This is a genomic window from Candidatus Leptofilum sp., assembly GCF_965223285.1.
In the GTDB taxonomy this organism is placed as follows: domain Bacteria; phylum Chloroflexota; class Anaerolineae; order Promineifilales; family Promineifilaceae; genus Leptofilum.
This window is the reverse complement of record NZ_OZ244997.1, coordinates 2342174-2357844: the sequence shown is the minus strand read 5'-3', so window position 1 is coordinate 2357844 and position 15671 is coordinate 2342174. Positions and strand designations below refer to the sequence as shown.

16 protein-coding genes and 1 pseudogene are annotated in these 15671 nt (G+C 54.3%); 6 read left to right on the top strand and 11 right to left on the bottom strand.

Going from position 1 to position 15671, the window contains the following annotated elements; all coding sequences use genetic code 11:
- Nucleotides 1–41 precede the first annotated feature (41 nt).
- Both ACOQPU_RS10850 and ACOQPU_RS10845 read left to right on the top strand, forming a co-directional pair.
- Nucleotides 42–809 (top strand): class I SAM-dependent methyltransferase, encoded by a 768-nt coding sequence (locus tag ACOQPU_RS10850; protein ID WP_420645124.1) that lies wholly within the window; start codon nucleotides 42–44, stop codon nucleotides 807–809.
- 195 nt (nucleotides 810–1004) lie between these two features.
- A complete protein-coding gene (locus tag ACOQPU_RS10845) occupies nucleotides 1005–1970 on the top strand; it encodes an aldo/keto reductase (RefSeq protein ID WP_420645123.1) in 966 nt (321 codons plus the stop codon).
- A gap of 48 nt (nucleotides 1971–2018) precedes the next feature.
- Here the strand turns inward: ACOQPU_RS10845 and ACOQPU_RS10840 are convergent, their stop codons facing one another.
- Entirely contained in the window at nucleotides 2019–2402 is a 384-nt protein-coding gene (locus ACOQPU_RS10840; protein WP_420645122.1) for an MGMT family protein, read from the bottom strand.
- Between the two features lie 504 nt (nucleotides 2403–2906).
- Between ACOQPU_RS10840 and ACOQPU_RS10835 the strand changes: the two genes are divergently transcribed.
- Nucleotides 2907–4202, top strand: coding sequence for a 4Fe-4S dicluster domain-containing protein (locus ACOQPU_RS10835; RefSeq protein WP_420645121.1), 1296 nt, complete (start codon nucleotides 2907–2909; stop codon nucleotides 4200–4202).
- A gap of 4 nt (nucleotides 4203–4206) precedes the next feature.
- Here ACOQPU_RS10835 and ACOQPU_RS10830 read toward each other — a convergent pair whose 3' ends face one another.
- The 6 genes from ACOQPU_RS10830 to ACOQPU_RS10805 all read right to left on the bottom strand — a co-directional run bounded on the left by ACOQPU_RS10830 (nucleotide 4207) and on the right by ACOQPU_RS10805 (nucleotide 11202).
- Nucleotides 4207–6567 carry an ArnT family glycosyltransferase gene (locus ACOQPU_RS10830; RefSeq protein WP_420645120.1) on the bottom strand — a complete coding sequence of 787 codons (2361 nt, stop codon included), beginning with the start codon at nucleotides 6565–6567 and terminating at the stop codon, nucleotides 4207–4209.
- A gap of 117 nt (nucleotides 6568–6684) precedes the next feature.
- Nucleotides 6685–8757 carry a PP2C family protein-serine/threonine phosphatase gene (locus ACOQPU_RS10825; protein ID WP_420645119.1) on the bottom strand — a complete coding sequence of 691 codons (2073 nt, stop codon included), beginning with the start codon at nucleotides 8755–8757 and terminating at the stop codon, nucleotides 6685–6687.
- A 14-nt stretch (nucleotides 8758–8771) separates the two neighbouring features.
- Nucleotides 8772–9464: a CPBP family intramembrane glutamic endopeptidase gene (locus tag ACOQPU_RS10820; protein WP_420645118.1), complete on the bottom strand. Its 693-nt coding sequence runs from the start codon at nucleotides 9462–9464 to the stop codon at nucleotides 8772–8774.
- Between the two features lie 94 nt (nucleotides 9465–9558).
- On the bottom strand, nucleotides 9559–10053 hold the full coding sequence (locus ACOQPU_RS10815) for a hypothetical protein (protein WP_420645117.1): 495 nt from the start codon (nucleotides 10051–10053) through the stop codon (nucleotides 9559–9561).
- Nucleotides 10050–10871, bottom strand: coding sequence for a GNAT family N-acetyltransferase (locus ACOQPU_RS10810; protein WP_420645116.1), 822 nt, complete (start codon nucleotides 10869–10871; stop codon nucleotides 10050–10052). The genes ACOQPU_RS10815 and ACOQPU_RS10810 overlap by 4 nt, the downstream gene beginning before the upstream one ends.
- A 10-nt stretch (nucleotides 10872–10881) precedes the next feature.
- Entirely contained in the window at nucleotides 10882–11202 is a 321-nt protein-coding gene (locus ACOQPU_RS10805) for a thiol-disulfide oxidoreductase DCC family protein (RefSeq protein WP_420645115.1), read from the bottom strand.
- A 197-nt stretch (nucleotides 11203–11399) separates the two neighbouring features.
- On the opposite strand from ACOQPU_RS10805, the gene ACOQPU_RS10800 reads away from it, so the two are divergent.
- Nucleotides 11400–11771 (top strand): HsmA family protein, encoded by a 372-nt coding sequence (locus ACOQPU_RS10800; protein WP_420645114.1) that lies wholly within the window; start codon nucleotides 11400–11402, stop codon nucleotides 11769–11771.
- On the opposite strand, the gene ACOQPU_RS10795 is transcribed toward ACOQPU_RS10800, so the two are convergent.
- On the bottom strand, nucleotides 11768–12466 hold the full coding sequence (locus ACOQPU_RS10795; RefSeq protein WP_420645113.1) for a winged helix-turn-helix transcriptional regulator: 699 nt from the start codon (nucleotides 12464–12466) through the stop codon (nucleotides 11768–11770). The two genes, ACOQPU_RS10800 and ACOQPU_RS10795, sit on opposite strands and share 4 nt — an antisense overlap.
- A gap of 184 nt (nucleotides 12467–12650) precedes the next feature.
- On the opposite strand from ACOQPU_RS10795, the gene ACOQPU_RS10790 reads away from it, so the two are divergent.
- Both ACOQPU_RS10790 and ACOQPU_RS10785 read left to right on the top strand, forming a co-directional pair.
- Nucleotides 12651–13472 (top strand): class I SAM-dependent methyltransferase, encoded by an 822-nt coding sequence (locus ACOQPU_RS10790; protein WP_420645112.1) that lies wholly within the window; start codon nucleotides 12651–12653, stop codon nucleotides 13470–13472.
- A 1-nt stretch (nucleotide 13473) separates the two neighbouring features.
- Nucleotides 13474–13788, top strand: a complete 315-nt coding sequence (locus ACOQPU_RS10785; protein WP_420645111.1) for a DUF1330 domain-containing protein — start codon at nucleotides 13474–13476, stop codon at nucleotides 13786–13788.
- Here ACOQPU_RS10785 and menH read toward each other — a convergent pair.
- The 3 genes and pseudogenes from menH to ACOQPU_RS10770 all read right to left on the bottom strand — a co-directional run.
- On the bottom strand, nucleotides 13785–14606 hold the full coding sequence (gene menH, locus ACOQPU_RS10780; protein WP_420645110.1) for a 2-succinyl-6-hydroxy-2,4-cyclohexadiene-1-carboxylate synthase: 822 nt from the start codon (nucleotides 14604–14606) through the stop codon (nucleotides 13785–13787). The genes ACOQPU_RS10785 and menH overlap by 4 nt on opposite strands.
- Nucleotides 14599–15132, bottom strand: coding sequence for a GNAT family N-acetyltransferase (locus tag ACOQPU_RS10775; RefSeq protein WP_420645827.1), 534 nt, complete (start codon nucleotides 15130–15132; stop codon nucleotides 14599–14601). Before ACOQPU_RS10775 ends, menH begins: the two co-directional genes overlap by 8 nt.
- Nucleotides 15133–15669: pseudogene (locus tag ACOQPU_RS10770) on the bottom strand (2'-5' RNA ligase family protein); the annotation flags it as partial.
- Nucleotides 15670–15671: the final 2 nt, after the last annotated feature.

The following is a 15671-nucleotide window of genomic DNA, read 5'->3' as shown; positions in this document are numbered from 1 at the left end:
GAAGTTTTCAAACCTCTGGGAGGTTGCGGTAAAATAGGGGCATGTATGATCACATTGCCCGCTTCTACGACCTAACCCACGCCAATTTAACTGACGACATTCCGCTAATTCTTGAAATTGCCGCCCAGGCAAACGGCCCGCTGCTAGAGCTGGGCTGCGGCAGCGGGCGGCTGCTGCTGCCGCTGGTGCAGGCCGGGCATACCGTCACCGGGCTAGATCTGTCTGGCGGGATGCTGGCGCGGGCGCGGGGAAGCGTAGAGCAATTGGATACGGCCGTTCAAAACCGCATCACCCTCCATCAAGCTGACATGACCAACTTTGCCTTGCCAGATGATCCAAAATTTGGCCTGGTCATCGTGCCGTACAATACGCTGTTTCATCTGGACACGGCGCAGGTGTTGGCCATGCTGCGGCGGGTGAAGGGGGTACTGGGAGAGAACGGCCGTCTCTTCATCGACCTCGCCAATCCGGTAGACATGGCCAACACACCCGAAGACGCGCTCCTAAGCCTGGAAAACGTTCTCACCGACCCGGAGACGAGGGAGTTGATTGTGCATCTGGCCAGCAACCGGCTGGACACCGTGGCTCAAACCCTGCACATCACCTGGATTTACGACGTCTCCGCTCCCAATGGCGGCCCCGTGCAGCGCACCGTCGCCACGGGTGCGTACCATTACCGCTACCCGCATCAGCTGGAGCTGCTGTTACAAGAAGCTGGCTTCAAGCTGCTGCACCTTTGGGGCGACTACGGCCAATCCCCCTACGACGAAACCAGCGATCGCTTATTAGTGCTGGCAACTTCCAAATAAATCAACAGCAGGACTTACGCAGTGAAGACTACAAAAGTCTTGTTCTCTCTGGAATTAACACCATTAGACCCAGACTTTTGTAGTCTGGTTAGGGCAAATGTGTAAGTCCTAAACAGATTAGCGCAGATTGCCACAGATTTAAGAGCAAATCTCTAAAATCTCTGTGCCCTCTGTGGCAAAAAAAGGAGCACCAAGATGGAATTTAGACGACTGGGCCGCACGGGCCTGAAAGTTTCTACCATTTGCCTGGGAACGATGCAGTTCGGCTGGTCGGCTGATGAAGCCACCAGCCACACGATTATGAGCCGAGCCATTGAGCTGGGCTGCAACTTCTTCGATACGGCCGATATTTACTCCCGCTGGGTGGACGGCAACGAGGGCGGCGTGAGTGAACAGATCATTGGCAACTGGCTCACGGCCAGCGGCGTACACCGCGACAGCCTGGTGCTAGCGACCAAAGTGCGCGGCCAAATGGGAGATGGCCCCAACGATCAGGGCCTGTCGCGGCTACACATCATGCAGTCGGTAGAAAATAGCTTGCGCCGTCTGCAAACCGACTACATTGACCTGTATCAGGTACATTGGCCAGACGAGGAGACGCCACTGGACGAAACGCTTTCTGCATTGACTAATTTGGTGCAGGCGGGCAAGATACGCTACATTGGCTGTTCAAATTATCCGGCATGGCTGCTGGCCAAATCGCTCTGGGTGAGCGACGTGAAGAATCTGGCTCGATTCGACAGCTTGCAGCCCCATTACAGCCTTGTCCATCGCGCCGAATTTGAGCGCGAACTCCAGCCGCTTTGCCTGGATCAAGGGATTGGCGTCATTCCGTACAGCCCGTTGGCAGGGGGCTTCCTCACGGGCAAATACCGCCGCGACACGCCGCTGCCCACTTCAGCGCGGGCCGAGGGCGTACGCAATCGGTATATGAATGAGCAAGGATTTACGGCCGTTGACAAGCTCGAAGAGATCGGCCAGGCACACAACGCCACTATTGCCCAAACGGCCATCGGCTGGGTGCTGGCCAACCCAGCCGTCAGTTCGGCCATCATCGGCGCAAACTCCATTGCCCAACTGGAAGATACGATGCAGGGCGATTCTATTGTGTTAACGCCAGAAGAGAAAGCGGTGCTAGACGAGACAACGGCGTGGCAATAAACATCTGTGTAGCCGCGGAGTCTTTCCGCGCCAAAAGAGCTGCGGCTACTAGAAAAGCCTGGCTTGACGCGGCTGCTCTTCTTCGCCGGGGCCGCGCCACTGGTACGCTTTCAGATCAATCTTGTCCTTATTGAAGAGAACCCCTTCGTTTTCCAGCAGTTGACGCTGCATCTCAGCACCGGGACGCTGGCTGATTTTGCCTTGGGCGTTGATGACCCGCTGCCAGGGTACGTTCGCGGGGCAGGCCGCCATCGCGTTGCCCACCCAGCGTGGGCCAAACGCTCTGTACTCATCCGGGTTCACAGTAGCGGGTGGCGGAATCATTTTAGCAAGCTGCCCGTAGGTGGCAACGCGCCCGCGCGGAATTTGGCGGGCCAACTGCCATACTTGTTCATTATAAGTGGCCGGGTCGGGCGGAGTCGGAGTACGCATGAGTTATTCCTCCAAAATACGTGACGTGTAGGCTCTATCCTGCGGCGCGTTGAATAAGATAGCTATCTCCATCTGGTGCGATGACCCGAATGGTGGCAACGGCCGCTTGGCCTCATATGCAAACCACAGAAGATATTTTGAGAACCGAAGAGCGATTTCACTGTGGTTTGCTCAAGTAAAAGCCAAATGTGCGCTTAAGCCAATCCAAGATACTTTTTGTTTTATATAAGTACCTGTCCGAATATTGGCCACAGAGTTTACAGAGAACTTAGAGGCAAAGATTCCTTTCTCAGATTTCTCTTTTTCCTACTTCGACTTCGCTCAGTACAAGCCTGTGACTTTATTGGATAGATTCTAAAATGAATTTCGGTTAACAACAAAGTGACAAACAACAGATGACAAATGTCGTCAGACTGTTTACCCTGCCTTTATCAACTCAAAATAGGTTAATTGTTTTATCACAGGTTCGACGAAGGAGCTTGTTTTCCAGGGAGGGTAGGCAAGATGGCTCATCAGACACTCAAAACAAATTTTGATCAATTAATCCACCGACTCAACCGCTTTCCTCAAGGCGCACCCCCGTCCGATGTTCTGTACGAAATACTCAAGATGCTGTTCAGTGAGCGTGAAGCGGGCTTGGTTGCCCTGCTACCCATCAAGCCATTTACGGTGATGAAAGCGGCACAAGTTTGGCAGATGCGTGAAAGCGAAGCGCAAAAAATACTTGATGAATTGGCAGGAAGAGCAATTCTTGTAGATATTGTCAATCCTGGTGAGCAGCAAACATATGTGTTGCCGCCACCAATGGCTGGCTTTTTTGAATTTTCCCTCATGCGTTTACGTGGTGACATCAACCAGAAGGTACTGTCTGAGCTTTTTTATCAATACATGAACGTCGAAGAGGAGTTTATCAAGGCGTTGTTTACCGAGGGGGAAACACAGCTTGGCCGTGTTTTTGTGCAAGAGGCGGCTCTTTCGCCTGACAATGCCTTACACGTTCTTGATTATGAACGTGCTAGCGAAGTGATCAAAACGGCCTCCCATCGTGGAATTGGCATCTGTTACTGTCGGCACAAAATGGAGCATATGGATCGTGCCTGCGCAGCTCCAATGGATATTTGCATGACCTTCAACAACAGTGCCGCTTCCCTAATCAAACATGGTTTTGCTCGTGAGGTTGACGTAGCTGAAGGCTTGGATTTGTTGCAAGAAGCGCAATCGCGCAGCCTGGTGCAGTTTGGCGAAAACGTGCGGGAACGCGTTAACTTTATCTGCAACTGCTGTGGCTGCTGCTGTGAAGCAATGATCGCCGCCAGAAAATTTGGCTTTCTACACCCTGTCCACACAACCAACTTCATCCCCAAAATTGATGAGGCGGTTTGCAATGGCTGTGGCAAATGTGTCCCGGCTTGCCCGGTGGAGGCGATGACGCTGGTTTCGGCCAACAATCCCCATCGTCCCAAGATGAAGAAGGCAAAGTTAGATGAGGAAATCTGCCTTGGTTGTGGCGTTTGCGTGAATAGCTGTCCGCAGTACGGAATTCAGATGGAACCCCGTCCGCAACGGGTTCTTACGCCACTTAATGCTACGCACCGGACGGTAGTGATGGCTATCGAGCGGGGCATGTTGGCGAATTTGATTTTCGACAATGAGGCGTTAATTAGCCACCGGGCGATGGCTGCGATTTTAGGAACGATTCTCAAGCTGCCGCCAATCAAACAAGCGATGGCCAGTGAGCAGATGAAATCCCGCTATCTGGAGCGCTTGCTGATTTGGGGGCAAAAGCGTTTTTATAATTGAGGGCTTAGGATTTCATCAGAGGCATGAGTTGGCCGTTGGCAAACAGATATGGCGTGTGATTTGGATATAGTTTTAGGAGGGATTGGTTTTCCTCGTGGCCAAGGTTGCGGGCAAAGACGAGACGGCCGTCTGCCAACATCACCTCATTCCCCATAAACAGTTCGCCATACTCCCACCAGTTGCCTGTGGGGCTGTCTACGAAGATGAGGGCTTGTTCGTCGGGCGGTGTGGCTCCTTCGGCGTTGCTCGGGACAAGCGTTTCTACCAAAGCCACCTTGTCCCCCACCACAAAGTTAAAGCCGCGATACCCTTCCATGCGGGAGGGCAATGTCAAAAGATTGCCCAAAATGAGCAGCGTGAGCAGAACGGCCGTAACCCGCCAGCCCCAGCGTCTACCCAGCCAACCAGCTAACACTTGCGCCCCCCGCGCCGTGAGCAGCAGCAAGGCTGGCAACGCCCCATACAAATAGCGCGGCCCGTACATGATGCCAGCGTGCCAATAAAATGCTTCAGCAGCCACTAGGGAAACGAGCGTGGCCAGCAGAATCCAGTCAGCACGGGTAGGCAGTTTCAGCATAAATCCCAGCCACAAAAATGTAAACGTCAGGAGGGGTAACCAGCCAAATAGATCGGTTTGCAGCACCTGCCAGTTACGCAGGATGTTGTGCAGGCCACGCTGGGGAGTGTGGCCACGCAGCGGCTGGCTGGGGTCGGTGCGCCACAGCACGGCATAGCCCGGTTCCTCGTCCAGAAAAGCAATTTCTAGCAGATTGGGAGCTTCACCCACATCGTCGCCAAAGCCAAGCTGGTCGAACGGCCAGTACAGCAGGCGCGGGTCTTGCAATGGGTCGCCCGTAACGGCCCATTGGTAAACAAACAGCAAAGCGACCAGCGGCAGCAGCCCTGCCAGCCAAACTGCGCCACGCTGCAAGCGATTGTGCCAGGGCAGCGGGCTGTGCCAGATGGTGAGCAAGAAAAAGGGGGCAACGATGGCAACGGCCGTTAACTGCCGCGTCAGAAAAGCCATCCCCGCCGCCAATCCAGCCGCCAAAGCCAAGCCAAGCCTCTTATTTCTCTGTGTTCCTCTGTGGCTTTCTTTTATGACCACCCACCAACAAACCATAAACAGGCTCAACCAAAACAGCTCCGCCGCATGAGCCATGTGGCTGCCGGAGAGAAAGAGGAAAAAGGGTGAGAGGCTCATCAAGCCAGCAGCAACCAAGCCAGTACGGCCGTTTCCCATCCGTCGCCCCAACTGATACAGCAGCGGCACCGTCAGCGTCGCTAGCAGCGGATTGATGAGCCAGGATGCGTTCAGCAGCACGCCCAACGCCAGCAATGCCGGGAAGCCGGGGGGATATTTGCCAAACCAACGGCCGTTTTGCACCAGCAAAAACTCTTGCTCAAAAAATTCGGGTAAGGGTGGTGCTTCAGCCCACAATTTGCCCCGCGCCAGGGTTTGCGCTTGAAAAAGATAAGTCAGCGAATCCTGCACATGCGGCACGCGAGCCAACACGTCGCTGGCAATATGAGCGGTGAGCGCGAACGTTAAGAATGTGAGGAATACGACAGCAATTTTTGGAGAGATTGGAGATTCAAGATTGGAGATTTTCTCTGTGAACCTCTGTGCCTTCTCCGTGCCTCTCTGTGTTCCCGCTTTTTTAATCCCCCACATAATTCCTAGCAGCAGCAATGCCGCCTGATGTCCGGTTAGCAGCAGGCGCAGCAACGTTTTGGCTTGCTCCATAAATGGTTTTTGGAAGGGAATGCCGATGAGCGGGTTGGTGGGACGGCCGTTTTCCCATTCCCACCAAACGCCTCGCCGATTTTCCCCATCGAGGATAAAGACGAGGCCCGTGTGCCCATCTGGATGGAGCAACAGCAGCCCGGCCTCATCTTCTGCTCGACGCAGGCTGCTGGTGAGGATAAAGCTGTCGCCCACAGGTTCGCGCAAAACAAGGCTATTTTGGCTAGACAGGCCGTGCAGCTCGCCCCAGCGTGTTTGCCAGCCGCCGCTGATGAGTTGCCACTCCTCCCAGGCCATCTGGCCAAACGGCCGTCGCCAAATTGGTTGGCCGTCTGGCGTGAACAAGTTGAGGTCACCCCAGGCAGTGTGTGGGGCTAGCCAGCGGAGTGGCGGATAGCTAGCCAGCATAGTGCCGGTGGTGGCCGGTTGGGTAGCCAGCAAGCCCACCTGGCTACCAGCACCCACCTGGGGGCAATCAATGCCAATGTGCCGCTCTGGTACGATGGCAACGCAGCGGCCGTTACTGACCTGAACGGAGACGGCCGTTTCTTCTCCCAAGGCCCAGACGTAGAGCAAGATCAGCAAGCCATTTAAGCAAATCACAAGAAGATTTTTCAAATACGCAGCCCTCCTTGATGTGATTTGCTCAAGTAAAAGCGGGAAAAACGGTTCTGCTTATTTTCAAGAGATTTCCGCTTTTACAAAGCAGCCAAAACCAACGTTTACGCATGGCTCCTATTTTATGCGGGTTGCCACCATCAGGGTAATGTCGTCAAACTGGGGCGCATCTTCTACAAATTGATGTACGGCATCTGCAATGGCATTTTGGCAAGCCACCGCGTTGGCAAACTTTTGTTGCGCAATCGCTAGCATCCGCTCCTCGCCGAACTCTTCTTGCAGCTTGTTTTGCGCTTCTGGCACACCGTCACTGTACAAAATCAAGCTGTCGCCCACGCCGATCTGGATCGTCTCTTGCTGCCAATCCATCCCTTCAAACATGCCCAGCGGAATGCCCGTTTTGGTGAGACTTTGCACGCTGCCGTTGAGATGAAAAGTGGGATTGTGGCCAGCGTTGGCATAGGTGAAACGGCCGTTTGCCAAATCCAGCACCCCATAAAAAACCGTCACAAACTGGTCCGATTCCGTGTCGGTGAGGATGCGCTCATTGGCCAACTGCAATGCCCTGCCCGGCGCATCAGGGAACTGCATGGCGTAGGTGCGGATCAGCGTGCGGCTGAGTGCCATGTAAAGCGCAGCCCCAGTGCCTTTGTCCGCCACGTCGGCCACGATGAGACCGAGACGGCCGTTTTCCAGCGGCACAAAGTCATAAAAATCACCAGACGTTTGCCGCGCCGGGATGAGCGTCGCGGCAAAATCCCAGTTGGGATGCTGCGGAATGGCATTGGGCAAAAAACTTTGCTGAATGCGCCCGGCAAAGGCTAGCTCTTGGGCCATCTTTTGGCTTTGCAACGTTTCCTGGTGCGTTTGCGCCCGGTACAGTGCCGAGCCGATCTGGCTGGCCAGCTCTTGCAGCGTGGGCAATACCTGACCCGGCGTGCGGCGGGAAGGCGACCGCTGCAAGTAGAGTGCGCCCACGCAGCGCACCACTGCCTCCTCTTCGCCAGAAATCAAAATCTTCACTAAAAACCGATGCCCGGATGGTGACTTTTGCCCCGGTAACTGTACGTCTCTGTCTACCAGGTTGTTTTCTTCAGCGTTACGGATGCGCTGCCATAACTCCTCTGGGACGGGTGGCCAGTTTACGGCCGTTTGCAGTGTAAACGTGGGCCAGGCAGGGTCTTTACCAGCAGTCACCTCTGGGAACAAATGCACGACCAAATGGTCGCTGGAGAACAGATTCGATAGATGCTGCCCTAACGTTTCTTCCAACGTAGAGCCATCGGCGGGAGCCGTAATGAGGGTTTCGCCAAGATTTTCTAGCGTACGCAGCTCCTTGCTGCGCGTTTGCGTCAGCATGTTGAACTGGCTTAAGAAGTAGGCGAGCATGTTGGTAAAGACCACAGCCAGGCAAAGCGAAATGAACAGGGGCAAATTTTGGGCATCGTATACCAGTGCTAGCGGCAGGCCAAAAGGGACAGTGAGTGCTGATAGCAGAATGCCGCCTCCAATGAGCTGGAAAAAGGTTTGCCGGTTAAGCGGCTGTCCACTTTGGATGGTAATGCTCCATGTTGGTAAATAAAAAATGATGACTGGTGCCAGAGAGAGGGCCAGAACGCCCAATATAGCTGGCAGCCAATCGGCCAAGCTAGTTGCCTCAAATGGGAATGTTCCACCGGTCCAGGAAAATACGGTAGCCAAAATTAGAAGAAAAAAGATGGTGGTTCCATTCCATTGAACAAATTTATTGAGCGCAAAAAAGTACGGCAAATTGTGCTGACGGCCGTCTTGCCAGCCTGCACGCAAAGATAATCCCAACCCGGCAATCCAAATGAGCCACAATGCCGAAGGCCCAAAGATGAGTAAAATGGTCACGCTTAGAAGACTAGAAAGCGAGGTAGAGAAGGGCAGGGTAATTTTGTCGGTCAGCGAGATGGGCAGGACGAACGGCCGTTGATCCAGCACCGAGATGAGGAATAGCAAAAATAGCAGAATGCCCCAATTGTCTGCCAATACCGACCAATCTGTAACCAGCCACAACCACACTGCCGACACAATCAAAAAAGGAAATAGGAAGTAAATATAGGTCATGGCAATATGAGCCGCTTCCTGCCGATTAATGGATTGCTCTCTGAGATTGGGGAAGAGTTGATAAGTAAGCTGACGGAGTTGTTGGGTTAGCTGGTGCATAAGTCTCCAATCATCTAGCCCAGTAGCGGGACGGCGTTGAGGACAAAGTGGATGAAGATGGGCAGGATGAGGCTGTTGGTTCGCTGGTAAAGATAGCTCATCAACCAACCGAAGGCAAAGCTAAAGATCATCCAGGCGAGGACAGCAATGATGGGGTAGTTGGGCCAAAGCAGTAGCAGTTGGGTGGCGTGGCGCAGGGCAAAAAAGCCCGCCGAAACAAGTGCGGCGCGACGAAAACCCCAGCTTTTTTGCAACGTACCCTGCATGTAGCCTCGGTAAAACAGCTCCTCGCCAAACGCTGCCCAAACAAAGATCATGAGCATGTAGGCGGTTTGGATGGTTTGGGGATCGCCATTCAGGCGGGCTGCGGCCGTTTCGTACATCGCCAAAAGGGCTGCACCAATGTCCACACCAATTTCCCCCGGCACTCCAAAGAGCTGCGGCACAAGCAGCCCCAAAAATAGCCCGCCCACCACCTGAATAAGCAGGGCGGCCACAATCCCGGCTAGCCAATGCCACCAGCGCACGGCTCGCAGGCTGCCAAAGCGGTACGTTTTCAACGCGAGGGGAATTGCCAAGGCCAAAATTGCCTGCACCACAAAAAATGGTGACCAGGGCAGGATGCTATTTTCTAAGGCGGCAATGAGAGTGATGAAGACGGCCGTTGCCATTACGCCATTAACAGATAGGAGCCAACTCCGCATCATTCACCTCCAACAAAAAAGCCGAGACTCATAAGTTAAGCCCCGGCTCCCACTCAGAAACCCAATCGTAAATCTAAAACCGCCAATCGTCAATTCGTCATGTCCAATCATCCGGCTCGGCTTGCGGTGCATCAGGAAAGGTGCCTTCCAGGTTAATCCAGGCCAGTTCCAAGGCGATAGCCCGAAAGGCATCGTTGTGTAGCCTTTGTCGCCACAATGCTTTTTCCTGCTCACGCGGATCGGCATTGCTATCTACGCCGCGAATGTTGTCGGCCAGCGTATTGCCAAAAATATTGCCACCAATGCCATCTTCCACTATGTCGGCTAACCGCCCTTTCAAGCTGTGTCGCGCTTTTTGCTTCCCTTCATCCAACTCCTTCTGGAGTGCAGCTTTGGCCTCCGTCCAGTTCATCCGGCTAAAGCTGTGGATGAGCTGCTCACGCGACATTGTTTTGAGGCGGCTCATCACTTCTTCGCCACTAATCCACGTGTCAAAATTCTCGCCCGCGGGGTGTGGGTAGCGAACCTGAATCTGGTCGCTAAAGTCGTGACGCATCTTGGCACTGGCACAAAATTGGATGAAGGTGGTCATGACAGAATAAGATACACGCGACGGCCGTTTTCCACAAATCCCAACTTTTCTGCCACGCGCAGGCTGGCTTGGTTGTGTGCGCCGCAGCTCCAGACGGGGATACGGCCGTTCCGCTGTAACCACTCCACGACATGCGCCGCTGCGGCGGCCGCTAACCCACGACCACGCCATTTTGGCAAGGTGTAGACGCCGATGTCGCCGTGCCCTTCAGTGAGGGCATAATTTTGGGCAATGGCCACGAGTTGGTTGTGGAGGGTGGCTCCGGCAGCGGCCGTTTTGTGCAGCAGCTGTGCCGGGTTGGGGCCGCGCAGCTCCGGTGGGGCAGCCAGGAGTTGTGGCCAATCTTCTTTGGTGAGTAAGCGCACTACTGGATGGATTAACAAATGGGCAGGTGGGGGTTGGGTGAGCGTGTGGTAAACATCTTCCAATCGTCGCAGGGGATTTCCCAGGTGAGCCGCTAGCAGCGATTCTAATTCATCAGCCAGGCTGAGCGCGACGTTGACGCAAAACCAGTTGGGAATTTGGGGCAAAAGTTCAGCGATTTGCTGGGCGTTGTGGCCGAAAACCATCGGTTCACCGGGGCAGCCAGGGTCTTCGATAACGGCCGTTTCAAACCCATCATCATTCAACCCAATTGCGTAGGCACGTGCTGTTCCCCACCGTAAATGGGCGCGGGAAATGACGGTTTGGGGGCCGTCTGGCAGGTGTTGGGCTAGGCGGCGACATTCTTTGGGGGAGAGGGGGTTGATCATTTTTGGGGCATTTTGGGCGAGGCGATGCGTGACCAAATGATGCGCTTTGCCATGATGATTCCGCATCGCCTCGCCCCTACGAGTCTTGATTTGTGGGCAGTTCACATTGCGGCGTGCTGCCGGGTAGTCGGTAGCGATTGTTGGCCACCCAGCGGTAGACCCAATCTTGCAGTTGGCGGATGCCGGGCAGGGGGTAGAGGGTGGTGAACGGCCGTAACCACCAGCAGTAACGCAGTGATTGGTTGATGGCCTCCGCCCCGCCCGTGAGACGGCCGTTCGCATCCACAAACCACGCTTGAGTCATACCGTCTTCATCCGTTAGGCCCAGTGCAGCCATTGTGTCCGGGACGGCTTGCCAAGGTTGCAGATTGATTCGGCCGTTGGTCCACGACTCCACGAGCCGCGCCGACTTTTCTCAAAAGCCGCAGTCGCCGTCATAAATTAGCAAAGGAAGAGCTTCTTGATTGTGTATCATACCTCTATTTTACCAACTATTGACAGAAAACACGGTAGATTGGGTGACAAAGTGCCAGGAATTGCAGCGGCATTCTGATTACAATCTAGCTATTGGATTATGATTTTAAGGAGGATGTTATGAGTGGAACGGCCGTCATCGTTATCAATCTTGCCCTCATTTTCTACTCAATTGGCGTGTGGAGCGAACGGTTTGCTGGGCGGCTAAAGTCTTGGCATCTGGCCTTTTTTTGGCTGGGCATCGTTTGCGACACCTGGGGAACGGGCCTCATGTTTGAGGCAGTTGGTGGCATGACCTACGATGTGCATGGCATCAGTGGGCTGTTGGCGATTATTCTCATGCTCGTTCACGCGGTCTGGGCGACGGTGGTGTTGGTGCGTAAAAATGAGCAAGCACTCATGAGCTTTCATCGCTTTAGCGTAGCGGTTTGGGTCATTTGGCTCATTCCCTACTTAAGCCCAATGTTCTTCCAGATGGCAGATTTGGCTTAGTCGTTTTGGGATTTTTGGGCCGCCCGCACGGCGGGGGAAGCCAGACTGTAGGAAAACCAGGTGGGCAACGCTTCAACTAGAGTCGGGATGCCGTCCACTTGGACCAGCTTTGCGCGCTGCGCTTCCGCAAAAGTCAGGCGTCCCAGCCAAATTTGGAAAAAAGCGGATAAATCGGCCGTTACCAACACGTCCAGATCAAACCCCGGATCGGTCAGGCAAATTGATACATCTTCCCTTTTAAGGAGCAGCCAAAACGTCTCATATTTTGCGCCTTCAAAATCAAAGCGCACAACGGTTTGCCCCGCTGGCAGCGTCTCGCGGCGCACGCGACCACGCATCCACCACATCAGTAAAACGGGGTCCAATTCGTTTTCTTCAGGTTCCTCAAACGCCCAGCGTGCGCCCCACACCAGCAGAGAATCAATGACGGTGTGCAGTTCCTGGCCAGCTTCTGTAAGGTAATAGGCGGTGCGTTGACGGCCGTTTGCCACAGCAACCTTCTCCACCAGCCCCATTCGCTGCAAGCGCCGCAGCCGCTCAGCCAAAAGTCCGCGCGAAATACCTGGCAGGCCGCGCTCTAAATTGTTGAAATGGCGCGTGCCTGTTAGCAGATCCCGCACAATAAGCAAAGTCCACCGGTCACCCAAAATTTCTACCGCTTTGGCAATGGGGCAATATTGTCCGTATTTGTACATGCTTGTGCTCCTGTTGATCGCAATACTTCCAATTTAGCTACCATTCTAGGGCAGAAAAGGGGCCAGTTCAATTTTTGAACTATTCCCTGGCATGCCTTCCTGATATGGTGTTGTTGGCAATTAGATAAAGGAATATCAAGATTGTGAATGTGCAAGCATGGCGCATTCACGCAGGAAGGTTTGTGTGACAACTTCAACAAAATGGCAATTGGCTCGGGCTGCTGCCGAGCGTTATCAAACGGTGCTAACCCCGGTTATCTTAGGGCCGTTTGCCGAGGCGTTGGTGGATTTTGCCGATTTGCAGCCGGGGGAAACGGCCGTTGACGTAGGCTGTGGCACCGGGGCTGCGGCACGTTACGCAGCCCGGCTGGTTGGTGTGGCCGGGCAAGTGGCCGGTGTGGATGTAAATGCGAGCATGATCGAGGTAGCGAAAAGTTTGCCAGCGGTACCGGGTGCAGCGATTTCTTGGCATGTTGCCACCGCTGCTGAACTGCCTCAAGTTGCTCAAACGGTTGATGCTGTTTTATGCGCTCAAGTTTTGCAATTCATGCCTGAAAAACAACCCGCTTTGGTTGAGATGCAGCGGATCGTGAAACCGACGGGGCGTGTCGCGATTAGCCTGTGGACGCCCATTGAGGACAATCCCTACTTCTTTACCTTGGTAGATGCGGTGGCTCGGCATATTGGTCCAGAAACGGCTGTTGGCCTTCAATCTGCCTTTGCTTTTTCCAACCCGGACGACATTCGCAGCTTGCTGCAAGCGGTAGGTTTGGGCCAAGTTGAGATGGTTATTGCGCAGCTTGACCTGCCCATGCCGGAATTGTCGGCGTTTGTACCGCGCCACATTAGGGCCACGCCGATGGGGGCGGGTTTTGATAAGGTGGCTACGGCCGTACAGCAAGCCATCGTGGACGAGGTTTGTGAAAAGATGGCGCAATTTGAGACGAACGGCCGTACCCAAATTCCGTTCCGCTCCCATATGATTTTGTGCAAAAAGGAGACTTAGCATGACAGCATACTGTTTTTTTGACGTGCGAGAAGTGACCGACCCGGTGAAATTGGGGCAATATAAAGATGGCGTCTTGGCCACCGTGCAGCAATACGGCGGACGTTATTTGCTCCTCGGCGGCAACTGCGAAAGAGTCGAAGGCTCCTGGCAGCCAATCACGCCCGTGCTTATCCAGTTTCCTTCTTTGGCGCAGGCCCATCGCTGGTACAACTCGACCGAATATGAACCGCTTAAAGCACTTCGTCTGGCCGCTACCGAAGGGGATGCTGTCTTCATGGAAAGCGTTCCCAGTGAATTTGTCCAGGAAAATTAAGTGAGAAAGCGTAGTACGGCCGTTGCAAACGCAGACGGCCGTTCCAGATGCGTGGTGTGTCCGGCTTGAGGAATGATGTGCAAACGGCCGTTTGGCAACTCAGCTGCCATCTGCTGATTAATACTTACAAACTTGCTATCCAATTCCCCAACGATGAGCAGCGTGGGCAAAGCAAGTGCGGGTAAGCATGGCCAGAGGGATGGCTGCGCCCCGGTGCCCATGCCACGCAATGAATTGGCCAATCCCGTTGGGTTGTTTTGCAGCCGCTGCTGGCGCAGCTGTTGGCGAGCTGCCTCAGGAAGCTGCTGCTGGCTGGCCCACAGCGGCAATGCTTCCCACCGATTGACGAACGCTTCTATGCTATTCGCCTCAATCCAGGCGGCCAGCGTCTCATCGCTTTGGCGTCGGGCGGCGCGTTCGGTTTCTGTCGCCAGCCCTGGTGAGCTGCTTTCCAGAATGAACTGACTGAACCGCTCACGATAATTGCAGGCCAAATAGAGTGCCAATCGCCCACCCATCGAGTAGCCGAGTACGGCCGTTTGCACAATTTGCCACGCATCCAGCAGGGCGATGATGTCGGCAGCCACCTGGGGCATGGCGTAGCGGTTGGGGTCAGATGGGCTGTTGGTACGGCCGTGTCCCAGAACATCCACGCGGATTACCGAAAACTGCTCACCGAAAATTGAAGTATGTGTTGCCCAATTGACACTGCTGCCGGTAAAGCCATGCAGCAGCAGCAAGGGTGGTGCCTCCGGCGAGCCATGCTGGATGGCATAGTAGCTGACCCCGTTGATCTCAATATTCTGCTGTTTAGTCATTGGGGAGTGTGAGAATGTATTCAGCCACTTCTGCATTACGGCCGTGAGCAAATCCTTTGTCTTCACCCGTGATAACAAAGCCGCACTTTTGCAACACGCGCAGCGAGCCGACATTGTCCTGCGCCACGCGGGCAAGCAGGGGGCGGGTGGTGAGTTGGTTAAGGAATTGGGTTAGCGCGGCGGTGGCAACGCCCTTGCCCCAAAACGCCTGCCCCAGCCAGTAGGTAACTTCTGGCTCGCCAAACCAGCGGTGGCAGGCGATATGCCCGGCCACTTCACCGTCATGCAAAATTGTTTGGAGCGTGATCGTCTCATCGGCGCGAATTTTGGCCCAATGGGCGTGAAAAGCGGCTTCATCGCTGGGATCTTTGGCGGTGAACGCCGCCATCTGTATGGCATCTGGTTCTTGCTGCTGGGTAAAGAAGATGGGCAGATCGTCATCCTGCAAGCCTCGCAGTTGAGTCTGGCTTGGCAGCGGCACGGTGTGAATCGTGCGCCAGGCAGGGTCGTTGGGGCCGCGCTGCATGAGTCTCAGTTCGTGGATCGTGGTGGCGAAACGGCCGTCTGCCCATTCTGTCTGCTCCAATTCTGCTAAAGCCTCATTAAATGCCTCGTCTTTTAGCCGCATCGCCAGGGTAAGATGGGGCCGAAATTTGCGATGCTTGTCCTTACCCATCACCCCCAAAAGTGAATTTCGGATAGCCAGCATGTTCTCCGTTGACTGCACACCCAAATAAATAACCCGCTGGCCAAAGGTGTAGATGCCGCCCAGGTGCAACGTCAACGGTTTGAGGTAAGGAGCTAAACTGATGAGCTTATCAATCAGGACACCTTCATTGGCAGCGTTTGGCTGACCCGTCCGCCAGTAGGTGCCTGCCAGCGTCACGTGCGGCGGCGTAATTTGGGATGTTTTCCAATCGAACTGTTCCCGCAGTTGCTGAATCTGCGCGATTTTTTCACCTTCGGGAAACGCACCTACAAAAATGCGGTAGTCGCCCCTGCGCTGGCGGGGCGTTGGTGTCTTCTTTTTTGGCTTCTTTTTGTATGGTTTTGGTTTTCGCATAA

Bases quoted from the DNA above. Each gene is read 5' to 3' on its own strand.
- ACOQPU_RS10815 (WP_420645117.1), bottom strand. From the start codon at position 10,053: ATGACCACCTTCATCCAATTTTGTGCCAGTGCCAAGATGCGTCACGAC.
- ACOQPU_RS10820 (WP_420645118.1), bottom strand. From the start codon at position 9,464: ATGATGCGGAGTTGGCTCCTATCTGTTAATGGCGTAATGGCAACGGCC.
- ACOQPU_RS10775 (WP_420645827.1), bottom strand. From the start codon at position 15,132: ATGCAGCGCGGCCCCAACGACCCTGCCTGGCGCACGATTCACACCGTG.
- ACOQPU_RS10825 (WP_420645119.1), bottom strand. From the start codon at position 8,757: ATGCACCAGCTAACCCAACAACTCCGTCAGCTTACTTATCAACTCTTC.
- ACOQPU_RS10850 (WP_420645124.1), top strand. From the start codon at position 42: ATGTATGATCACATTGCCCGCTTCTACGACCTAACCCACGCCAATTTA.
- ACOQPU_RS10835 (WP_420645121.1), top strand. From the start codon at position 2,907: ATGGCTCATCAGACACTCAAAACAAATTTTGATCAATTAATCCACCGA.
- ACOQPU_RS10845 (WP_420645123.1), top strand. From the start codon at position 1,005: ATGGAATTTAGACGACTGGGCCGCACGGGCCTGAAAGTTTCTACCATT.
- ACOQPU_RS10810 (WP_420645116.1), bottom strand. From the start codon at position 10,871: ATGCGGAATCATCATGGCAAAGCGCATCATTTGGTCACGCATCGCCTC.
- ACOQPU_RS10800 (WP_420645114.1), top strand. From the start codon at position 11,400: ATGAGTGGAACGGCCGTCATCGTTATCAATCTTGCCCTCATTTTCTAC.
- ACOQPU_RS10785 (WP_420645111.1), top strand. From the start codon at position 13,474: ATGACAGCATACTGTTTTTTTGACGTGCGAGAAGTGACCGACCCGGTG.
- ACOQPU_RS10840 (WP_420645122.1), bottom strand. From the start codon at position 2,402: ATGCGTACTCCGACTCCGCCCGACCCGGCCACTTATAATGAACAAGTA.
- menH (WP_420645110.1), bottom strand. From the start codon at position 14,606: ATGACTAAACAGCAGAATATTGAGATCAACGGGGTCAGCTACTATGCC.
- ACOQPU_RS10795 (WP_420645113.1), bottom strand. From the start codon at position 12,466: ATGTACAAATACGGACAATATTGCCCCATTGCCAAAGCGGTAGAAATT.